The sequence below is a fragment of the Skermanella sp. genome (genome assembly GCF_059503625.1).
Genome location: NZ_JCACHA010000331.1, coordinates 1 through 17,081, shown reverse-complemented (window position 1 = coordinate 17,081; position 17,081 = coordinate 1). Strand labels below are relative to the sequence as shown.

Below are 17,081 nucleotides of genomic sequence, written 5' to 3'. Positions count from 1 at the left end.
CTGGCGGTTTAGGTCAGAAAAGCTCCGCCGTTGACATGAATGGTTTGGCCGGTGACGTAGCCGGCCTCGGGACCCACCAGCATCCGGACGACGGCGGCTACTTCCTCTACCGATCCCTTGCGCCCTAGCGGCACCCCGCCCTCGACCAGCGTAGCTGGCATCGCGCCAGCCGAAGCACCACGCAGGGTGTCGATCGGGCCCGGCGCTACGCAGTTGCATCGGATATTGTGTGGCGCCAGCTCAACCGCGAGCGCGCGCATCAGCCCTTCCAAACCAGCCTTCGAGGCTGAGACGTGGGCGCGGTGCGGCGTGCCGAGATGGGTCGAGATGCCGGACAAACCGACCAGAGCGCCGCCACCGCGCCGGATCATTTGCGGCACAACGGCCTGCGCCAAGATGAAGGCGCCATCGAGCGCGACCGCCATGATTTCCCGCCATTCTTGGAGCGTCATGGTTAGAAAAGGAGTCTGGCGCCTTAGTCCAGCATTGGCGACGGCGATGTCTATGCCGCCGAACGTCGCTGCTACCTCCTCCGCCATCTGCGCCACTGCATGTGGGTTGGCGACATCAGCGATATAGGAAAGCGCTTTACCGCCCTTGGCGGTGATCTCATCCACCACCGCTTCTACCGCCATCCGATCGGTGCGTCCGTTGACCACAACCGTAGCCCCGTCGCCCGCCAGGCGCAGCGCGATCGCGCGCCCAATATTCCGCCCCGCTCCGGTCACTAGCGCGACTTGACCCTCCAGGCTTTCCGTCATCTCAGCGCTCCCCCTGCCAAGCTCTGCCGCACCAGGTGAATGACTCGCATCGTGCCGCGCAGACTACTGTGACCTTCGGCGAGTCCAGGCAGAAATGGCAATGGCTCCCTCGCAGACCGGAGACGCGCCAGCTCCCCGCTGCCTGATCCTACCGCACGAGTTCCTCGTGGCTTCGGGACCCGAAGGGGGCAACACTGCGCGACAATGGCCCGACCCGTGGCCCTGGAGGAGAATGGCATGAAGATTGTCGACGCGCAGGTGCATCTCTGGTCAAGCGGTACGCCGAGCGGCCACCACCGCAAAGTGCCGGCCTTCACCGCGGAGGAACTGCTGGGGGAGATGGACGTGGCTGGTGTGGACGCCGCCGTGATCCACCCACCGATCAGCTGGGACCCAAATTCGAATGACCAGGCCATCGACGCGGCCCGGCGCTATCCGAACCGGTTTGCCATTCTCGGCCAGGTACCCTTAGACCAGCCCTTGGAAGGCCAGGAACGCCTCAAGCACTGGCGCGAGCTGCCGGGAATGCTGGGCTTGCGCTACCCGTTGGTGCTTCCCGAGCAGAGCACCTGGCATGTCGACGGCACGATGGACTGGCTTTGGCCTACGGCGGAGCGCGCAGGGCTACCTGTGGCGACAATGGCTGGCCGGTTCCTGCCCGAGTTCCGGCGCATTGCAGAGCGTCATCCGAACCTGCGGCTGATTATTGACCATCTCGGCCTGGTCCGGTCCGAGCAGGACGACGCTGCGTTTGGGAATCTGGATGTCTTGCTGGCCCTTGCGAAGTTCCCCAATGTCGCAATCAAGGCGACCGGTGCACCTGGCTACTCGACCCACCCCTATCCGTTCCGAAACATCCATGATGGACTTCGGCGCATTTACGACGCTTTCGGGCCACACCGCTTTTTCTGGGGCACCGACATCACCCGCATGCCATGCACCTATCGACAATGCGTGACGATGTTCACCGAGGAGTTACCCTGGTTGTCAGGGCGCGACCTCGATCTGGTCATGGGCCGCGGCCTCTGCGCATGGATCGGTTGGACCCTGCCGTTGGACTAACGCAGCCGCCGACCGAGGGCGCAGCGGGCAACAACGGAGCACGAATAACAAGGCGAGCGCGTAAAGTTCGACATTGCGCCGCTGCGTCATGATCCGGCTACCATTCGCAATCCGGCGCTGGTCAGGACAGAAGACGATGGTGAAGCCAGTGCACGCGGGTGTGCCGGCTGTCGCTACACATTGGGACCCGGCACTGGTGAAGGCACTGGCGCGAGCGTTCCGGTACCAGCGCCTGCTGGACGAGGAGCGGTACGCCTCGATCAGCGAGATGGCCGAGGCAGAGCGGATTGAGCGCGGTTACCTTGGCGCGCTGCTACGGCTGACACTGCTGGTGCCGGATCTGGTGAAGGCCGTTCTCGACGGGCGGCAGCCACCAGACCTGAGTTTACCAAGATTGATGAAGCCGTTCCCGGTGGAATGGAAGCTTCAACTCACCCACATGGCAGAAAATCCGGCGGAGCAAGGGCAAGGGGTCGGTGACGCTTGGAGTCTGCTCAGATGACAGAATAGGATCAAGCCTCACCCGCCTTTGGAACGGCGAAGGGGACCGCATTGCCACCTACGTTCCAGCACCCGGCCCGGCTGGTCCCTTTGGCCTTTCTCCTCGCCATCGCGCTTGGCACCGGCCTGCTGATGCTGCCGGCTGCTCGCGCGGGTGAGGGTAGCGCCTCCTTTCTGTCTGCGCTCTTCACCGCGACATCGGCAGTGTGCGTCGCCGGGCTGGCCGTTCAGGACACGCCCGCTTACTGGTCCGGCCTGGGGCAGGTGATCATTCTAGCGCTGTTCCAGGTGGGCGGTCTCGGCATCATGAGTGGGGCCACCTTGCTCGGGCTCCTGGTCGCGCGACGCTTGCGTCTCAGCACGCGCCTGCTCGCCCAGGCAGAGACCCGCAGCTTGGCGCTTGGCGATGTCGGTGACGTGCTGGCGCTAGTTCTGCGCGTCACGGTGGTTGTCGAACTCGCGACGGCTGCGGTACTGGCGCTCCGCCTCAGGTATGCCTACCAGGAGTCCTGGGCCGCTGCAGTCTGGAACGGCCTTTTCCTCGCGGTCTCCGCGTTCAGCAACGCCGGCTTCTCCACCTATTCCGACAGCCTGATGAGCTTCGCACGCGACCCGCTCATCCTCGGTCCGATAATGGCGGCCGTAATCCTGGGCGGCATCGGCTTCCCGGTCCTCCACGATATGCGCCGAAACCCGCTTCGGGCGGCGAGATGGTCGCTGCACACCAAAATAACCTTGCTCGGCACAGGCCTGCTCTTGCCCGGCGGAACGGCAGCGGTCTTGGCGTACGAGTGGGGCAATCCGGCGACCCTCGGACCAGTCGACCTGGCAAGCAAACTGCTCGGCGCTGCGTTCCATTCCACGATGACGCGATCGGGGGGGTTTAATGCCCTCGACGTGGGGGAGATGCGGCCGGAAACCTTGGCCATTAGCTACGTCCTGATGATGATTGGGGGCGGCAGCGCCGGCACCGCTGGAGGCATCAAGGTGACCACCTTCCTTGTGCTTGGGCTTGTGGTCTGGGCCGAGATCCGCGGTGAGCCGGATGTCACTTCATTCGGGCGGCGCATCACCAGGGACGTTCAAAGGCAGGCTTTAACAGTCGCCTTACTGGCGGTCGGGTTCGTCGGTACGGCCACCCTCGCCCTTCTAAGCGTCAGCGACCTCACTCTGGAGGATGCGCTCTTTGAAACCGTGTCGGCCTTCGCCACCGTGGGGTTATCAACCGGGGTAACCGCCGACCTGCCGTCGGCTGGCCAGGCCCTTCTCGTGGGCCTGATGTTCCTCGGACGGGTCGGGACCATCACCGTCGCGACCGGCCTCGCGCTGCGCAGCAGACGGACCCCATACCGCTATCCAGAGGAGCGTCCTATCGTTGGCTAGAGCCCCTACCCCTCGTAGCGACAGCGTCGTGGTGATCGGCCTCGGCCGGTTTGGCGGCGCCGTTGCCGAATCGCTCGCGCGGCTCGGGCATGACGTTCTCGGCATCGATGAGGACGCTGGCCTCGTACAGTCCTGGGCGGATCGACTCACCCACGTCGTCCAGGCGGACACGACGAATGGCGACACATTGCGACGTCTCGGTGTCCAAGAATTCGAGCGAGCTGTTGTCGGCATCGGCAGCAACATTGAGGCGAGCGTGCTAACCGTGCTCGCGCTCAGTGAGCTCGGAGTCAAAGACATCTGGGCGAAGGCGCTTGGCGAAAAGCACGGGCGCATCTTGGAACGCACCGGCGCCCACCACGTGGTTTATCCCGAGGCCGCGATGGGCGAGCGCGTCGCCCACCTGGTGACCGGAAAAATGATTGATTTCATTGAGTTTGATGATGGATTTGCCATCGTTAAAACCAAGGCACCACGCGAGGCGGAGGGCAGGACGCTCGCAGAGTGCGCACTGCGCAGCAAGTATGGCGTGACCGTTGTCGGAGTGAAGCGGCCGAAGACTGACTTCACTTACGCGAAACCCGAGACGACGATCCAGCAGGATGACATCCTCATCGTGTCTGGGCCCACCAAGCTTGTGGAGGCGTTCGCCGCGATTACCTAAACTCGGCCCTGTCTGATCATCGACTGCTCCATGGCGATCCAGGTTGCTATCGACGCGAGGCACCAAGCTTTTTCGGACGAGCCGGGATTCAGCTATCAGCCATTCACCAAGCCCAAGGATATGTTCCGGCCCACGCTGGAGACTTTTGAATGGCAGGATCTCTCGCGCGGGAGCCAGGTACAGGAGGTGGCAAACCTCCGTGACCTTTACAGGCACCAGTCCTGTTACCCGGCATTTGTGTGAACCCCGGCGCAATAACTTCCCCTTCCGACGCGCGCTGCCCCGGCGCTGGTGAAGGCGCTGGTGAAGGCGCTGGCCAGGGCCTTCCGGTATCAGCGGCTGCTGGACAAGGGGCGGTATGCCTCGATTAGCGAGATGGCGGCGGCGGAGAAGATAGAGCGGGGCTACCTGGGCACGCTGCTGCGATTGAATCTGCTGGCACCCGACTAGGGCGAGTTGATATTGGATGGCCAGGCGGCAGATTGCGTCACACTGCCGGCGCTGCTGGAACCGGTTCCTCTGGTCTGGGCACATCAGCGGGAACATCTGATGTCCGGCGAACCGATCCAGTGCGCCAAACTCGAGGTCGCCAGCCCAAACCAAGATTGCGAAGGAGCGTCCAGCCCTACCGCTTCGGGAGCCAGCGCTTGGCAATGCGGCAGGCGACCGTGAAAGCGGGGTTGAAGACATTACCAACATCGTAGCGGACGACCTGGCCCATCAAGTGGCTGGCAGCGTGGGCATCCAAGCCGAAATCCTCGCCGAGCCAGCGCGACATCTCTGTCGTGGCGTGCTGCAGCGCCTGGTCCAGCGGCCTGGCATTGCCGACCGTGAAAATATCGTCGGCCGTCTCACCGCGCGGCCAGGTGATCGTCCGCTTCAGCACACAGAAGGTCACCTCCATCTCGAAGGATGTCTCGATACCGGTGCCGGTGATCTCCCCGTCACCTTGGCAGGCATGTCCGTCGCCGAGATAGAAGAGCGCGCCCGGCACCGATACAGGAAACCAGGCTGTCGTGCCGGGTGCGAACATGCGGTAGTCCATGTTGCCGCCGTTCTGCGCGCTGGTCGCGGTGGACAGCGCCTGCCCGCCCGCCGGTGCGACCCCGAAGCAGCCGATCATGGGCTGGATCGGCGGCGCGAAATCCTCCAGCCCCTTCACGTTATCCTGCAACCGCACCGTCCCATCTCCGCGGTCGATAGCCCAAACAGCGCGCTGCTGCGGCGGCCGATCGATGATCGCCGCTGGATCGAGCACGGTCAGGGCGAGTGGCGAGTAGGTCCAGCCGGTCGCTCGGCTTGGTGTCAGTCGATCGATCCGAACAGCGAGCGTGTCCCCGGGCTCGGCTCCCTCGATAAAGAACGGACCGGTCATCGGGTTCGGTCGGCTCGCGACGGCCACCTCCCGCGCATCGAGGCCGGACGCATCAATCGTGTCGGTGACCACCGTGTCGCCATCCGCGACGCGCAGGCAGGGTTCGGCGACGCCGATCGCATTGAAATATCGTGTGGGATGGAAGCGGTGCGTGGCCATGGGGCTCTCCGGGACATCTTGCTGGCATGGGCCGACCGGTCCGCGCCAAGGCTGATCCAGGCACGCTAGGAACGGGCCGGCGTCGCGGTCAAGGCGCGGCGCGTGTCAGGGTTCCGGCACCGAGATCCGCTTCTGCGTGGAAGGGCTGGCTGGCCTCGTCCGAGACCTCACCCCCAGCGCGTCTGGTGCGGAGCGTGAAGCAGCATGAGCGCGGCGACCAGCATCACGGTCCGAGTGCCGCTTGCCCTTCGGCGCTAGCCGGGGCGGAAGACGATGGTGGCGCCCCTTGAGGAGAGCGCCGCATCGAGCCAAAAATTGGTGACCATAAAGGCAGCGCCAGGTTCAAGTGACCTGCACACGGATCGGCGTCGGCTTGTAGCCGTTACAGGGATTGTTCACCTGCGGACAGTTTGAGATCACGGCAAGCGCATTCATCTCCGCCCGCAATGCCACCTCGCAGCCTGCTGGAGAGACGCCCTGCGCGATTGCGGCGCTGCCGTTAGCATCGACTGGCACACGCATGAAGAAGTTCACGTTAGGTACAACGTCCCGCCGTCCCAGGCCATGCCGAGCCAGGGCGTGTAGGAAGTTCTCGCGGCAGCCCGGGCAGTCCTCGACCCCGTAGAGCATGCGGTTGGATGGCCCACTACAGCAGCCGCCGATTGTGTCGTGGCCGCCGAACTGATCTTCGACGATGGTGAAGATCGGGCGTGCGATGTCGGAGTAGAGCACGTGTCCGGTCGTCAGGAAAATCGTACCCGCTGCTTTCATCGTGTTGGGGGCGTGGTACCGCTCCTCCGGTTCCGCTGCATTGTAGCAGAGGAAGTCGACGGCCTGACGCCCGTACAGATCGGTGATGCGTAGAATGCGACCACGAGGCACGATGCCGCACCAGGGTGCGCCGGCAGGGACTATCTCGTTTAGCATCGGTTACGCTCCCGCCGGTCCATAACGTTGGCGACCAATTTCAAACTCCAAGCGGTTTAGTCATCCCTTACAATCATCTACGATCGTCCGATCCAGCCTCACCGTTCGAGTCTTCCTCCACTTGCGCCGCTGCGGCTTCCGTTGCAGCGCGTTCGTCGCCGCCGTAGCCAGCCTTGGGTACCGCGTCGCCCGCTTCGCCCGCCGCGCCCGCGTCGCTGGACGTCGGAGCTCCTTGGCCCTTTTCCTCCTTGGTCCAACCGGGCTCCCCGGTTCCTTTCTGCTGATCGTTCGGCATCTTCGGCTCCTTGGATAGAAGAGCGAAAGATCGGACGTTGAGGGCAGTTCCGATGTGTTGTGCGGCCGGTCACACCGCGGGAGCAAAATCGTGGCTCCCATTATCGGTACCATCGAGGTGCATGGATCGGATCAGCTGTGCGGCTATGGTCCGGGCGACCTCCTGCAACCAGGGTCCAAGCCGCTCCTAACGGGGCTCCAGAAAGTGCAAGGGCTTGGGGGCAGAGAGGCCGATTTGGTTCGCAGCTTTCGACCGATAGGCGATGGACACGCTGAAAGACGGACTGTACCCGGCCGAAATACATAGCATTTCCAACGCGGTAAAGCTTGAGGGTTGCGTCGCCCTACCCTCAAGGTTCGAAGACTCTCCAGCATTTCGGTGAGAAAACCTGGCTCTGTTCCGTCGCCGCACCATCAAGGTCGCCGCAAAAACCCAGACCAAACCTGCGCCTCAGCGCGGCGGCTGGGTTGGGAGAGACAGGTTGTGCGGAGGCCGACTGGAGCAGCGGTGGGAACTGGATTACGAAATTCTCTGGCTTCGGCCCTCCGGGGGTGAGTACCTCGCCCCTCTGCTCGAAGCGCTAGAGAAAACTCGAGGAGCGGGCAGGGGATTCGGACAGGGCGTGCGCAGCGAATTCCAGGGCTGTCCGGACCACGGAGCGTTGCGCCGGTCCACCCAGGCAGATACGGACTGCCTCCGGAGCCGTGCCCTGGGTCCCGAACACGTCGCTGGCAACGACGCCAAGGCCGCAGGAGGCCATGTGACCCACAAAGGCGGACCGGCTCCAGAGAGGCGGCAATGCCAGCCAGGCATGGAAGGCCGCCGGGTCGGTCGTGACCAGATCGGGCGGCAAGATCGCCGCGACGAGAGCCTGACGTTCGCGCGCCTCTGCGCGGATCGCTGCAAGGAGCGCGTCCGCGGTCCCGTCCTTGATCCATCGCGTCGCGAGCGTCGCCGTGATCGGCGAGACCATGACATTCGCGGCCCGCACGGCGGATGCGAAGTTCCAGCCCGAACGCGCATCGGGCACCACGACATAGGCAACGCGCAATCCGGCCCCGAGGCATTTGGACAATGTGGCGACATGCCAGGTGATGTCGGGTGCGATCGATGCAAAAGCCAGCGGCGGCGTGTCGGAGAGCAGGCTGTAGGGGTCGTCCTCGATGATTGGGACGCGGTTCTTTCGCGCGATGCCCGCGATCTCCTGGCGGCGCCCGATCGGCATCGTCCGGGTCGTCGGATTGCACAGGGTGGGATTGAGGTAGAGCGCCTTCGGCTGGTGAAGCCGGCAGGCCTCGTCGAAAGCCGCCGGCAATACTCCGTGCTGGTCGGTTGCGATTCCGACCAGATCCAGCCCAAGCTGCTCGGCGATCGCCTTCATGCCAGGATAGGTCAGCGGCTCGGCCAGAACCACGCCGCGCTCCTTTTCCGCCAGGACCGTGGTGGCAGCCAGCAAGGCCGCATGGGCGCCGGGGACGACCGCGACGCGGTCCAGCCCCGCTGCAACGCCGCGCCGCCCCAGCCACTCGATGGCAGCCTGCTTGTCTGCCTCCGTCCCACCGAACCGCTGGTAACGCAGCACGCGGACAAGCTCGGCAGGCGGCAGCTCCAGGTCGGCGCCAAGCTTGGTCCAGAGTGCCATGTCGGCCGGCTCTGGCGGCATGTTCATGGAAAAATCGACTATCTCGCCACGTGCACCGGGGCCGCTCGTGGATACCGGCGTCCCGATCACGAAGGTGCCCTCGCCGACGCGCGATTCAATCAGGCCCCGCCGCTGCGCTTCCGCGTACCCGCGTGCCACCGTCGTGAAATCGAGGCCGAGCAGCCGGGCCAATTGCCGCTGCGCCGGCAGACGCTGGGCCGGAAGCAGCCGCCCTTCCGCCAAGTCACCTTGGATCGCCTCCGCGATGGCAATGTAGCGAGGCTTCGCGCCGTTGGTCAGGCTTGGTACCCAGTCACTCATATCGTGCTTCCAATCACCGCCAGCCGATTGCGCTTGCATTGACTGCATTCACATGAGGCATTTAGCACAACCAGCATGCAGGGTGAAGCTCATCGTCGGAGTGGGCAGATCGTCATCGACTGGCTGATCGGGCCATGTGGCCCTCCTGCCCGGCCGTGACGCTTCACGAAATAGCTGGGGCATGCACGACCTTTATCCATGACTTGACCGACTGGATTGATGGGCCCACGGTGAATGCATTCACTGCATGGCGCCATCCTGCTAAGTCTTGGGATGCCGCCGACTCGGAGAGGTGTCATGGAGCAGGCGAAATGGCCGGATACGGTCGCTCAGCACCAGGTCCAGGATGTTGCTTCGTTCCGCTTCGGCGCCTTCCATATCCACCTGTCCGAGCGATGGCTGTTCCGTGACGGAGACCCAGTGCCTCTCGGGGGTCGGGCCTTCGACATCCTGGCCTTCCTCGTGCAGAGGGCCGGCCAGGTGGTCCGACACGACGAGCTGGTCGCCAATGTCTGGCCAGGCATAAGAGTCAGCCCGGGCACGCTCCGCGTGCATCTGGCGGCGGTCCGCAAGGCGCTCGGCTGCAGGCCGAAGCGTGCCCGCTACATCGTCAACATCCCTGGCCGGGGTTATAGTTTCGTGGCCCCCGTCCTGCCCGCCTTCGGCAGGGCCTGCTGGTCAGACGACGCGCAGGGTCCTCCCATCCCGCGGTCTGCCATCGGCGCCCTCCTCGAACCATCTGCGGGAGCAGCCATTGAATGGCTCCGTCACCATCCCGCCGGTCTCGACCCAATGGGGCCGGACATCGCTGAGCATCTCTTAGCAACTCTCAACACCCTTGGCCCTCCGGTCTACGGCACAGTTGCGACGCGTCGGGACCTCGAGGACGAGCCTGGCGAGAAGCGCATCAACGGGACAGCCACCATCAACGGGTCGCCCCTCCCCTTTGAAGCGCGCGGCACGACACAGGCGGAGGATCCGCAGTTGGTTCGCAGGAAGCTCGCGATCGCTGCCGCCGTCACGCTACTGACCTGTGTCGCCGGGTTTGGCAACGCGCCGGCGCGCGCCGAGACGGCGCCGCAGGCGACCGCGCAGGTAACCTACTACAGGACGGCGACCATCGACGGCGTGCAACTCTTCTACCGCGAAGCTGGCCCATCCGAAGGTCCGGTCGTGCTCCTGTTGCACGGCTTCCCGACCTCGTCGCACATGTTCCGCAACCTGATCCCCGCCCTGTCGGGCCGCTACCGCGTCATCGCGCCGGACTATCCGGGCTTCGGCCAGAGCGCGGCGCCGGACCACAAGCAATTCACCTATACCTTTGCGCGCTATGCGTCCTTGATGGACGGGCTGCTCCAACATCTCGGGGCCGCGCGCTATGCCATGTATGTCATGGATTACGGGGCCCCGGTTGGCTATCGACTGGCGCTGCTGCACCCGGACCGGGTCACAGCCCTGATCATCCAGAACGGCAACGCCTATGCGGAGGGGCTTGGGGCTTTCTGGGATCCGATCAAGGCGTACTGGTCCGATGGCTCGGATGCGCACCGGCGCGCGCTCCAGTTCCTCGTGGCGCCGGAGACCACAAAATTTCAGTACACCGACGGCGTCGCGGATGTCGCGCGTATCAGCCCGGACAATTGGGTGCACGACCAGGCGCTGCTCGACCGCGCCGGCAACCGCGATATCCAGCTCGACCTGTTCCGCGATTACGGCAGCAACCTGCCACTCTATCCGCAATTCCAGGCGTTCTTCCGTCAATATCAGCCGCCGACGCTGATTGTCTGGGGCAAAAACGACAAGATCTTCCCGGCGGCCGGTGCCAGCCCCTACCTGCGCGACCTGCCCAAGGCAGAGCTGCATCTGCTCGATACCGGGCATTTTGCGCTCGAGGACAAGCTCGACGTCATGGCGCCGATGATCCACCAATTCCTGGACCGCTCGATCGCGCCGGGTCGAGGCGTTCGCCCGTGATCTGGAAACCTGCCCTCGGTGCCGACCGCAATGCGAGTTCGGGCGCCATAACAAGGGTGCTTCGCTCGCGGCGACGGACATCGCATCGCTCGGCGTGATCGCGCCGTTGGACGCACCACGAACTCCTCTTTGCACGAAGGACGGCAAAGGCATGAACACCATCACCACTGCCGACGGCACGTCGATCTACTTCAAGGATTGGGGGGCCGGCCAGCCCATCGTCTTCAGTCACGGCTGGCCGCTCAGCGCCGACGCCTTCGAGGACCAGATGTTCTTCCTCGCGTCCCGGGGCTACCGTTGCATCGCCCATGACCGACGCGGACATGGTCGGTCGAGCCAGCCGTGGCAGGGCAACGATCTTGATACCTACGCCGATGATCTCGCCGCTCTGGTTCAGGCACTCGACCTGCGTGACGCGGTGCATGTCGGCCATTCGACCGGCGGCGGCGAGGTGGCCCGCTACATCGGTCGCCATGGCACGGGCCGCGTCGCCAAGGCCGTACTGATCGGCGCTATCCCGCCGCTGATGCTGAAGACCGCAGCAAACCCCATCGGCACGCCGATTGAGGTCTTCGACCAGCTGCGTGCCGCCGTCCAGGCGGATCGTTCGAAGTTCTGGAAGGAGCTCAGCCTTCCCTTCTATGGCTACAACCGCCCGGATGCGCAGATCTCGGAAGGCGTGCGGGAAGATTTCTGGCGCCAGAGCATGATGGCCGGTTTCCCTGCTTCCTATTTCTGCATCAAGGCATTCTCCGAGACCGACCTCACCGAGGATCTCGGCCGGTTCGATGTCCCGACCCTTGTCCTGCATGGCAGTGACGATCAGATCGTCCCGATCGGTCCATCGGCGATGCTGTCGTCGAAGCTCATCAGGAATGCCACGCTCAAGGTGTATGACGGCGCGCCGCACGGCATGTGCACGACTTTGAAGGACCGCGTCAACGCCGAGCTGCTCGCCTTCCTGGCCTAGCCACCCGCTGCCATTCGCCACCACGCGGGGCCGCCTCAAGACGCACTTGTTCGGGAGCAGAAGCGATGACTGGCATGCTTGAAAGGAAGATCGCCGTCGTCACGGGCGGGTCGACCGGCATCGGTCTGGCCACCGCACGGTGCTTCGCCACCGAAGGCGCCAGGGTCTTCGTCACCGGGCGCCGCACGGCCGAACTCGCCAAAGCCGTTGCCGAGATCGGGCCGAACGGTACAGGCATCCAGGCCAATTCAGCCAGCCTGACCGATCTCGATCACCTCTACGATCGGGTCAGGACCGAAGCCGGGCACATTGATGTGCTGTTCGCAAATGCCGGTGGCGGTTCGATGCTGCCTCTCGGCTCGATTACCGAGGAGCAATACGAGGACACCTTCAGCCGCAACGTGAAAGGCACGCTGTTCACGGTGCAGAAGGCGCTGCCGCTGCTCGCCGATGGCGCGTCGATCATCCTCACCGGCTCGACCGCCGCATCCAGCGGCACGCCCGCCTTCAGCGTCTATGCAGCGTCAAAGGCAGCCATCCGCGCCTTCGCCCGCAACTGGATCCTCGATCTCAATGGGCGCGGCATCCGCATCAACGTGCTCAGCCCCGGCCCCACGCGGACACCTGGCTTGGTCGGCCTGGCGGGGCCCGAGGCCGCGCATCAGCAGGGCCTGCTGGACCACATGGCCACACAAGTGCCGCTGGGACGCGTCGGAGAGCCCGACGAAGTTGCCAAGGCCGCGCTGTTCCTTGCCTCCGATCATGCCAGCTTCATCACTGGCTCGGAGCTCTTCGTCGACGGCGGCGCGGCGCAGATATGAGGGAGATGCTGCAACACGAATCGGACAGCAAACCATGACGCAAATACCGGGGCATCGCGTGGCGGCGGCGGCGCTCGCTTGCATCGCCATCGTCGCGCCGTCCATGCCTGGGCGCACGGAAGGGCCGTGTTCGCCGATCTACGGCGTCACCATTCCCCCCGGCTACCGCCAATGGGAGATGATCGCCCCATCTCACGAAGCCGGACTCGATGAGCTTCGGGTCATTCTTGGCAATCCGATGGCGATAGGCGTCTTCCGGGATGCGGTGCTGCCCTTCCTGGACGGCACCATCCTGGTGAAGCTGGCGTGGAAGCACGTGCCGCTGGCCGGTATCGACAGAGCCTACCTTCCCGAGCGAGCGACCACGGTCCAGGTGATGGTCAAGGACTCGAAGCGTTACCTCGATACGGGTGGCTTGGGTTTCGGCCGGTTCATCAACAGCGAACCGATGGACGAGGCGCAGCATCGGACATGCTTCGCCTGCCATGAAGCTAATGTCGATGGACACGATTACGTTTTAACCCGGCATGCGCCCTGACGCTTACCGGTGCGGAGCGCAATCCCTATTGCGATCGCAGCCAACCCGCCCGGCTGATCATCCGCGCCTGTCTGGGTCGGGCCTGCAAACTGAAACAACAGATCTCGATCCACCGACAGGAGATGCCAATGACCAGCAGGCTTCGACACCAGCCCTCGCGCCGCGGCTTCTGCCTCTGCTGCCTTGCGGCACCGGCCATGGCGGCGAGTGGCGTCTGGCTGACACCCCGACAGGCTTATGCCGAAGCGCTGGGCATCGTCGAGCTGATCAGGTCGGAAGCAGCAAAGGCGCCGATCGCCACCCATCGGCTACGCGGCAATGTCACGGTGCTCGAAGGCTCGGGCGGCAACATCGCGGTCCTCACCCGTGCGGACGGGAAGTTGCTGGTGGATGCCGGGATCAGCGTCTCGCAGCGGCAGGTCAGCGCTGCGCTGGTCGGCTTGGGCCCGCAACCCGTGACACATGTCATCAACACCCATTGGCATTTCGACCACGCCAATGGCAACGAATGGCTGAGCTCTCTGTCGCCGCAGATCATCGCGCATGAGAACACGCGCAAGCACCTATCCACCATGCAGCGGGTGGAAGACTGGAATTACGATTTCGCGCCCCTATCCGCCGCAGCCCTGCCGACCGAGCTGTTTTCGCAGGAACACACCGTGGCGCTGAGAGGCAGCACGATCGCGCTGAACTATTATGGCGCGGCCCACACCGATAGCGACATTGCCGTCCGCTTCGTCGATGCCGACATCCTGCACGCCGGGGATACCTTCTGGAACGGCATCTATCCCTTCATCGACTATTCGACCGGTGGCAGCATCGACGGGTCGATCCGTGCCGCCGAGGCGAACCTGGCGGCAACCACCGACAGGACGATTATCATTCCGGGACATGGTAAGCCCGTCAGCAATCGCGCCGAGTTGCAGGCCTTCCGTGACATGCTGGTTGGCATCCGCGACAAAGTTGCGGCACTGAAGCGGCAGGGCATGTCGGTCCCAGAAATGGTCGCTGCCAAGCCGACCGCCAAGTGGGACGCCAAGTGGGGCGGCTTCGTCATCGACCCAGCGTTTTTCACCAGGTTGGTGGCGGAGGGCGTTTGATATGGTCCTATCTCTCACCTCGATCCCTTGCTCATCGAGTGCCAAGCCATGAGCGGCTACGGTCGGGTGTTCAACCACGCGGTCGCACACGGTTTTCTGCTCGCCTCGGCATTGATGGCGTCAGCTGTAGCAGCGGAGGCGGGGATGAGTGATATCAAGCGGCTCGACAGCGCCTATTCCTTCGCCGAGACGGTCCAGCGGCTACGCGGCAAGCTTGAAGAGCACGGCTTCACCATCTTCGCCACGATCGACCAGCGCGAGGCGGCGCGGTCGGTAGGCCTCGACATGCCGCCCACCACGCTCCTCGTTTACGGCAATCCGCGCGGTGGTACCCCGCTGATGCTTGCCGCCCCGGATGTCGCATTGGAACTGCCGTTGAAAATCCTGGTGCGGCAGGAGGCCGGCGGCCAGGTCCTCATCGTCTACACCCCGGCCGCGGCGCTCGAGGGCCGGTACGGCCTCCCCGCCGGCATGGCCGGCAAGCTCGCGGGCGCCGAGACCCTGCTCGCCGCAGCCGTCCAACGCTAGACCAGCCCGGCCATCCGCCCTCCGTCCCATGCAAGAGGCCAGATCATGACTCCGACCCCGAGGGAAAGTAGCAGGGACCGCAGTCCCGCCAGCCGCTCGCGGCGCGGCATCCTGTCCGGCGCCGTCGGCATCGCCGCCGCGGAACGGGCTGCCGCCGATAGCCTGGCCGATGTGCCACCGCGCGGCCCTGGCGAGCCGCTCTCCGCTTCGAGCGAGCGCTCCAGCTTCGTGCATATCGACCGCATCCCAGAAGCCGGCCCGGGCCGCCGCCACCTCGACCCGAGTGAGGCCATCAACTCCAAGACGCCGCTTGACCGTCTCGTCGGCACCATCACGCCCGCCGACTTGCATTACGAGCGCAGCCATTCCGGCGTGCCCGACATCGACCCGGCGCAGCACCGGCTGCTCGTCCACGGCATGGTCAAGCGGAACCTCGTCTTTACCATGGAGGATATACGCGCGATGCCTTCGACCTCGCGCGTCGCCTTCCTCGAGTGCACCGGCAATGGCTGGGAGAATTGGAAGGAGGCCTCGCCCGATGTGACGGTGCAGAACACCCATGGCCTTATCAGCACGAATGAGTGGACCGGGGTCCCCCTCGCCTTCCTCCTCGACCTCGTTGGCACCGACCCGGCCTCGACCTGGATGTTGGCCGAGGGCGGCGACGGCTCCGCCGTGGCGCGCAGCATCCCCCTCACCGACGAGATCATCGCCGAGGGCATGCTCGCCTACGGCCAGAACGGCGAGCCGCTGCGCCCCGCCCATGGCTTTCCGCTCCGCCTGTTCCTGCCGGGCTTTGAGGGCAACCTGAACATCAAATGGCTGCGGCGACTGAAGTTCGGCGACCGTCCCTTCATGACGCGCTGGGAGACCGCCCGCTACACGCAGCTCCAGGCAGATGGCTCGGCGCGCCAGTTCCAACTTCGCCACGACGTCAACTCGGTGATCAACTCGCCTTCGGGCATGATGCAGATCAAGCCCGGCTACAACCGCATCACCGGCTTCGCCTGGAGCGGCCATGGCCGCATCACCCGCGTCGAGGTCAGCACCGACGGCGCGAAGACCTGGCGTGACGCGACGCTTGCTGGCCCCGCCTTGCCCAGGGCGCAGACCTATTTCCAAGCCGATTGGCGGTGGGATGGCAGCCCGACCAAGATCGTTAGCCGCTCAACCGACGAGAAGGGCAATGTGCAACCCGACCGGGCCAGCTTCATCGCGCGGACCGGGACAAATGCCCTCTTTCACTACAGCGCCCAGCAAACCTGGGCCGTCGACGCCGAGGGGAAGGTGCGCAATGTCCTGGCATAAACCGGTTCTGCATGTCCTCGCAGTCCTACTCACCTGCGCCCTGGCCGCCTCCGCCGCTGACTTTGGCCGCCCTGCCACGCCGGATGAGATTCGGCTCTGGGACATCGACGTCCGGCCGGACGGCACCGGCCTGCCGCCGGGCCGCGGCAACGTCGCCCGCGGTCAGCAGGTTTTTGAGGAGAACTGCCTCGCCTGCCATGGCGAGCGTGGCCAGGGTGGCATCGCGGACCGTCTCGCCGGCGGCCAGGGTAGCTTGGCCTCCGCGCATCCGATCAAGACGGTCGGCAGCTTCTGGCCCTATGCGACGACGCTCTTCGATTATGTGCGGCGCGCCATGCCCTACCCGGCGCCACAGACGTTGAGCGACGACGACACCTATGCGGTGGTCGCCTACATCCTCAACCTCAACGGACTCGTGCCAGACGGCGCGACCCTCGACCGCTCGGGCCTGCTCGCGGTCCGTATGCCCAACCGCGACGGCTTCCGGCCGGATGCTGAGTTCCGCACGATCCACAACGCCCGTCAGCCTTCTGCAGGCAAGCCGTGACAAATGCTCCCTCTGCGAGGTGGCTTTCTCGATCGGCTGTCGCAAGCTCCGTTGGCTCAAGCATTCGCCCGTTCTGCTCGTGCCTGAATCTGGCGAGGGCTTAGCTTGGCGGTTCCGTTGCAAAGTTCGCAGCAAGCCGCAAATGCCCGTGGTAGGTTTCGGATTAGGCGGCGATCTGGAACAGCTCGGCGACAAGGGTGGTTTG

The 17,081-nt window shown here is 64.5% G+C and carries 19 protein-coding genes; 14 read left to right on the top strand and 5 right to left on the bottom strand.

From position 1 onward, the window contains the following. Positions 1 to 8 precede the first annotated feature (8 nt). Positions 9 to 761, bottom strand: coding sequence for an SDR family NAD(P)-dependent oxidoreductase (locus tag AC5JJ6_RS07570; protein ID WP_496041451.1), 753 nt, complete (start codon positions 759 to 761; stop codon positions 9 to 11). 237 nt (positions 762 to 998) lie between these two features. Between AC5JJ6_RS07570 and AC5JJ6_RS07565 the strand changes: the two genes are divergently transcribed. The 5 genes from AC5JJ6_RS07565 to AC5JJ6_RS07545 all read left to right on the top strand — a co-directional run bounded on the left by AC5JJ6_RS07565 (position 999) and on the right by AC5JJ6_RS07545 (position 4,821). Beyond that, the gene (locus tag AC5JJ6_RS07565; protein ID WP_496041450.1) at positions 999 to 1,823 is read left to right on the top strand and encodes an amidohydrolase family protein; all 825 of its coding nucleotides are present in this window, start codon (positions 999 to 1,001) and stop codon (positions 1,821 to 1,823) included. A 136-nt stretch (positions 1,824 to 1,959) separates the two neighbouring features. Continuing rightward, positions 1,960 to 2,325 (top strand): hypothetical protein, encoded by a 366-nt coding sequence (locus AC5JJ6_RS07560; protein ID WP_496041449.1) that lies wholly within the window; start codon positions 1,960 to 1,962, stop codon positions 2,323 to 2,325. Between the two features lie 89 nt (positions 2,326 to 2,414). After that, positions 2,415 to 3,707 (top strand): TrkH family potassium uptake protein, encoded by a 1,293-nt coding sequence (locus AC5JJ6_RS07555; RefSeq protein ID WP_496041448.1) that lies wholly within the window; start codon positions 2,415 to 2,417, stop codon positions 3,705 to 3,707. Positions 3,708 to 3,735: 28 nt separating this feature from the next. Beyond that, complete coding sequence (locus tag AC5JJ6_RS07550; RefSeq protein ID WP_496041447.1) at positions 3,736 to 4,371, top strand: potassium channel family protein; 636 nt, start codon at positions 3,736 to 3,738, stop codon at positions 4,369 to 4,371. 291 nt (positions 4,372 to 4,662) lie between these two features. After that, positions 4,663 to 4,821, top strand: a complete 159-nt coding sequence (locus AC5JJ6_RS07545) for a hypothetical protein (protein WP_496041446.1) — start codon at positions 4,663 to 4,665, stop codon at positions 4,819 to 4,821. A gap of 175 nt (positions 4,822 to 4,996) precedes the next feature. Here AC5JJ6_RS07545 and AC5JJ6_RS07540 read toward each other — a convergent pair whose 3' ends face one another. The 4 genes from AC5JJ6_RS07540 to AC5JJ6_RS07525 all read right to left on the bottom strand — a co-directional run bounded on the left by AC5JJ6_RS07540 (position 4,997) and on the right by AC5JJ6_RS07525 (position 9,090). Continuing rightward, entirely contained in the window at positions 4,997 to 5,905 is a 909-nt protein-coding gene (locus AC5JJ6_RS07540) for an acetamidase/formamidase family protein (RefSeq protein WP_496041445.1), read from the bottom strand. A gap of 342 nt (positions 5,906 to 6,247) precedes the next feature. Next, on the bottom strand, positions 6,248 to 6,832 hold the full coding sequence (locus tag AC5JJ6_RS07535; RefSeq protein ID WP_496041444.1) for a DUF1989 domain-containing protein: 585 nt from the start codon (positions 6,830 to 6,832) through the stop codon (positions 6,248 to 6,250). Positions 6,833 to 6,905: 73 nt separating this feature from the next. Continuing rightward, complete coding sequence (locus AC5JJ6_RS07530; RefSeq protein ID WP_496041443.1) at positions 6,906 to 7,127, bottom strand: hypothetical protein; 222 nt, start codon at positions 7,125 to 7,127, stop codon at positions 6,906 to 6,908. Between the two features lie 580 nt (positions 7,128 to 7,707). After that, positions 7,708 to 9,090: an aminotransferase-like domain-containing protein gene (locus AC5JJ6_RS07525; RefSeq protein ID WP_496041442.1), complete on the bottom strand. Its 1,383-nt coding sequence runs from the start codon at positions 9,088 to 9,090 to the stop codon at positions 7,708 to 7,710. Between the two features lie 297 nt (positions 9,091 to 9,387). Here AC5JJ6_RS07525 and AC5JJ6_RS07520 point away from each other — a divergent pair, with 297 nt between their 5' ends. From AC5JJ6_RS07520 to AC5JJ6_RS07480, 9 genes are all read left to right on the top strand, one after another. Further along, on the top strand, positions 9,388 to 11,064 hold the full coding sequence (locus tag AC5JJ6_RS07520; RefSeq protein WP_496041441.1) for an alpha/beta hydrolase: 1,677 nt from the start codon (positions 9,388 to 9,390) through the stop codon (positions 11,062 to 11,064). A 151-nt stretch (positions 11,065 to 11,215) separates the two neighbouring features. Beyond that, entirely contained in the window at positions 11,216 to 12,034 is an 819-nt protein-coding gene (locus AC5JJ6_RS07515) for an alpha/beta fold hydrolase (protein WP_496041440.1), read from the top strand. Positions 12,035 to 12,099: 65 nt separating this feature from the next. Then, entirely contained in the window at positions 12,100 to 12,855 is a 756-nt protein-coding gene (locus AC5JJ6_RS07510; protein WP_496041439.1) for an SDR family oxidoreductase, read from the top strand. A 34-nt stretch (positions 12,856 to 12,889) separates the two neighbouring features. Beyond that, the gene (locus tag AC5JJ6_RS07505) at positions 12,890 to 13,393 is read left to right on the top strand and encodes a cytochrome P460 family protein (protein ID WP_496041438.1); all 504 of its coding nucleotides are present in this window, start codon (positions 12,890 to 12,892) and stop codon (positions 13,391 to 13,393) included. Between the two features lie 128 nt (positions 13,394 to 13,521). Continuing rightward, positions 13,522 to 14,493, top strand: coding sequence for an MBL fold metallo-hydrolase (locus AC5JJ6_RS07500; RefSeq protein WP_496041437.1), 972 nt, complete (start codon positions 13,522 to 13,524; stop codon positions 14,491 to 14,493). Positions 14,494 to 14,541: 48 nt separating this feature from the next. After that, positions 14,542 to 15,021, top strand: a complete 480-nt coding sequence (locus AC5JJ6_RS07495; RefSeq protein ID WP_496041436.1) for a DUF302 domain-containing protein — start codon at positions 14,542 to 14,544, stop codon at positions 15,019 to 15,021. Positions 15,022 to 15,066: 45 nt separating this feature from the next. After that, positions 15,067 to 16,329: a sulfite dehydrogenase gene (soxC, locus tag AC5JJ6_RS07490; protein WP_496041435.1), complete on the top strand. Its 1,263-nt coding sequence runs from the start codon at positions 15,067 to 15,069 to the stop codon at positions 16,327 to 16,329. Further along, a complete protein-coding gene (locus AC5JJ6_RS07485) occupies positions 16,316 to 16,876 on the top strand; it encodes a c-type cytochrome (RefSeq protein WP_496041434.1) in 561 nt (186 codons plus the stop codon). The genes soxC and AC5JJ6_RS07485 overlap by 14 nt, the downstream gene beginning before the upstream one ends. A 19-nt stretch (positions 16,877 to 16,895) precedes the next feature. Then, positions 16,896 to 17,081, top strand: a 186-nt coding sequence (locus AC5JJ6_RS07480; RefSeq protein WP_496041433.1) for a hypothetical protein, incomplete at its 3' end; no start/stop codon positions are given.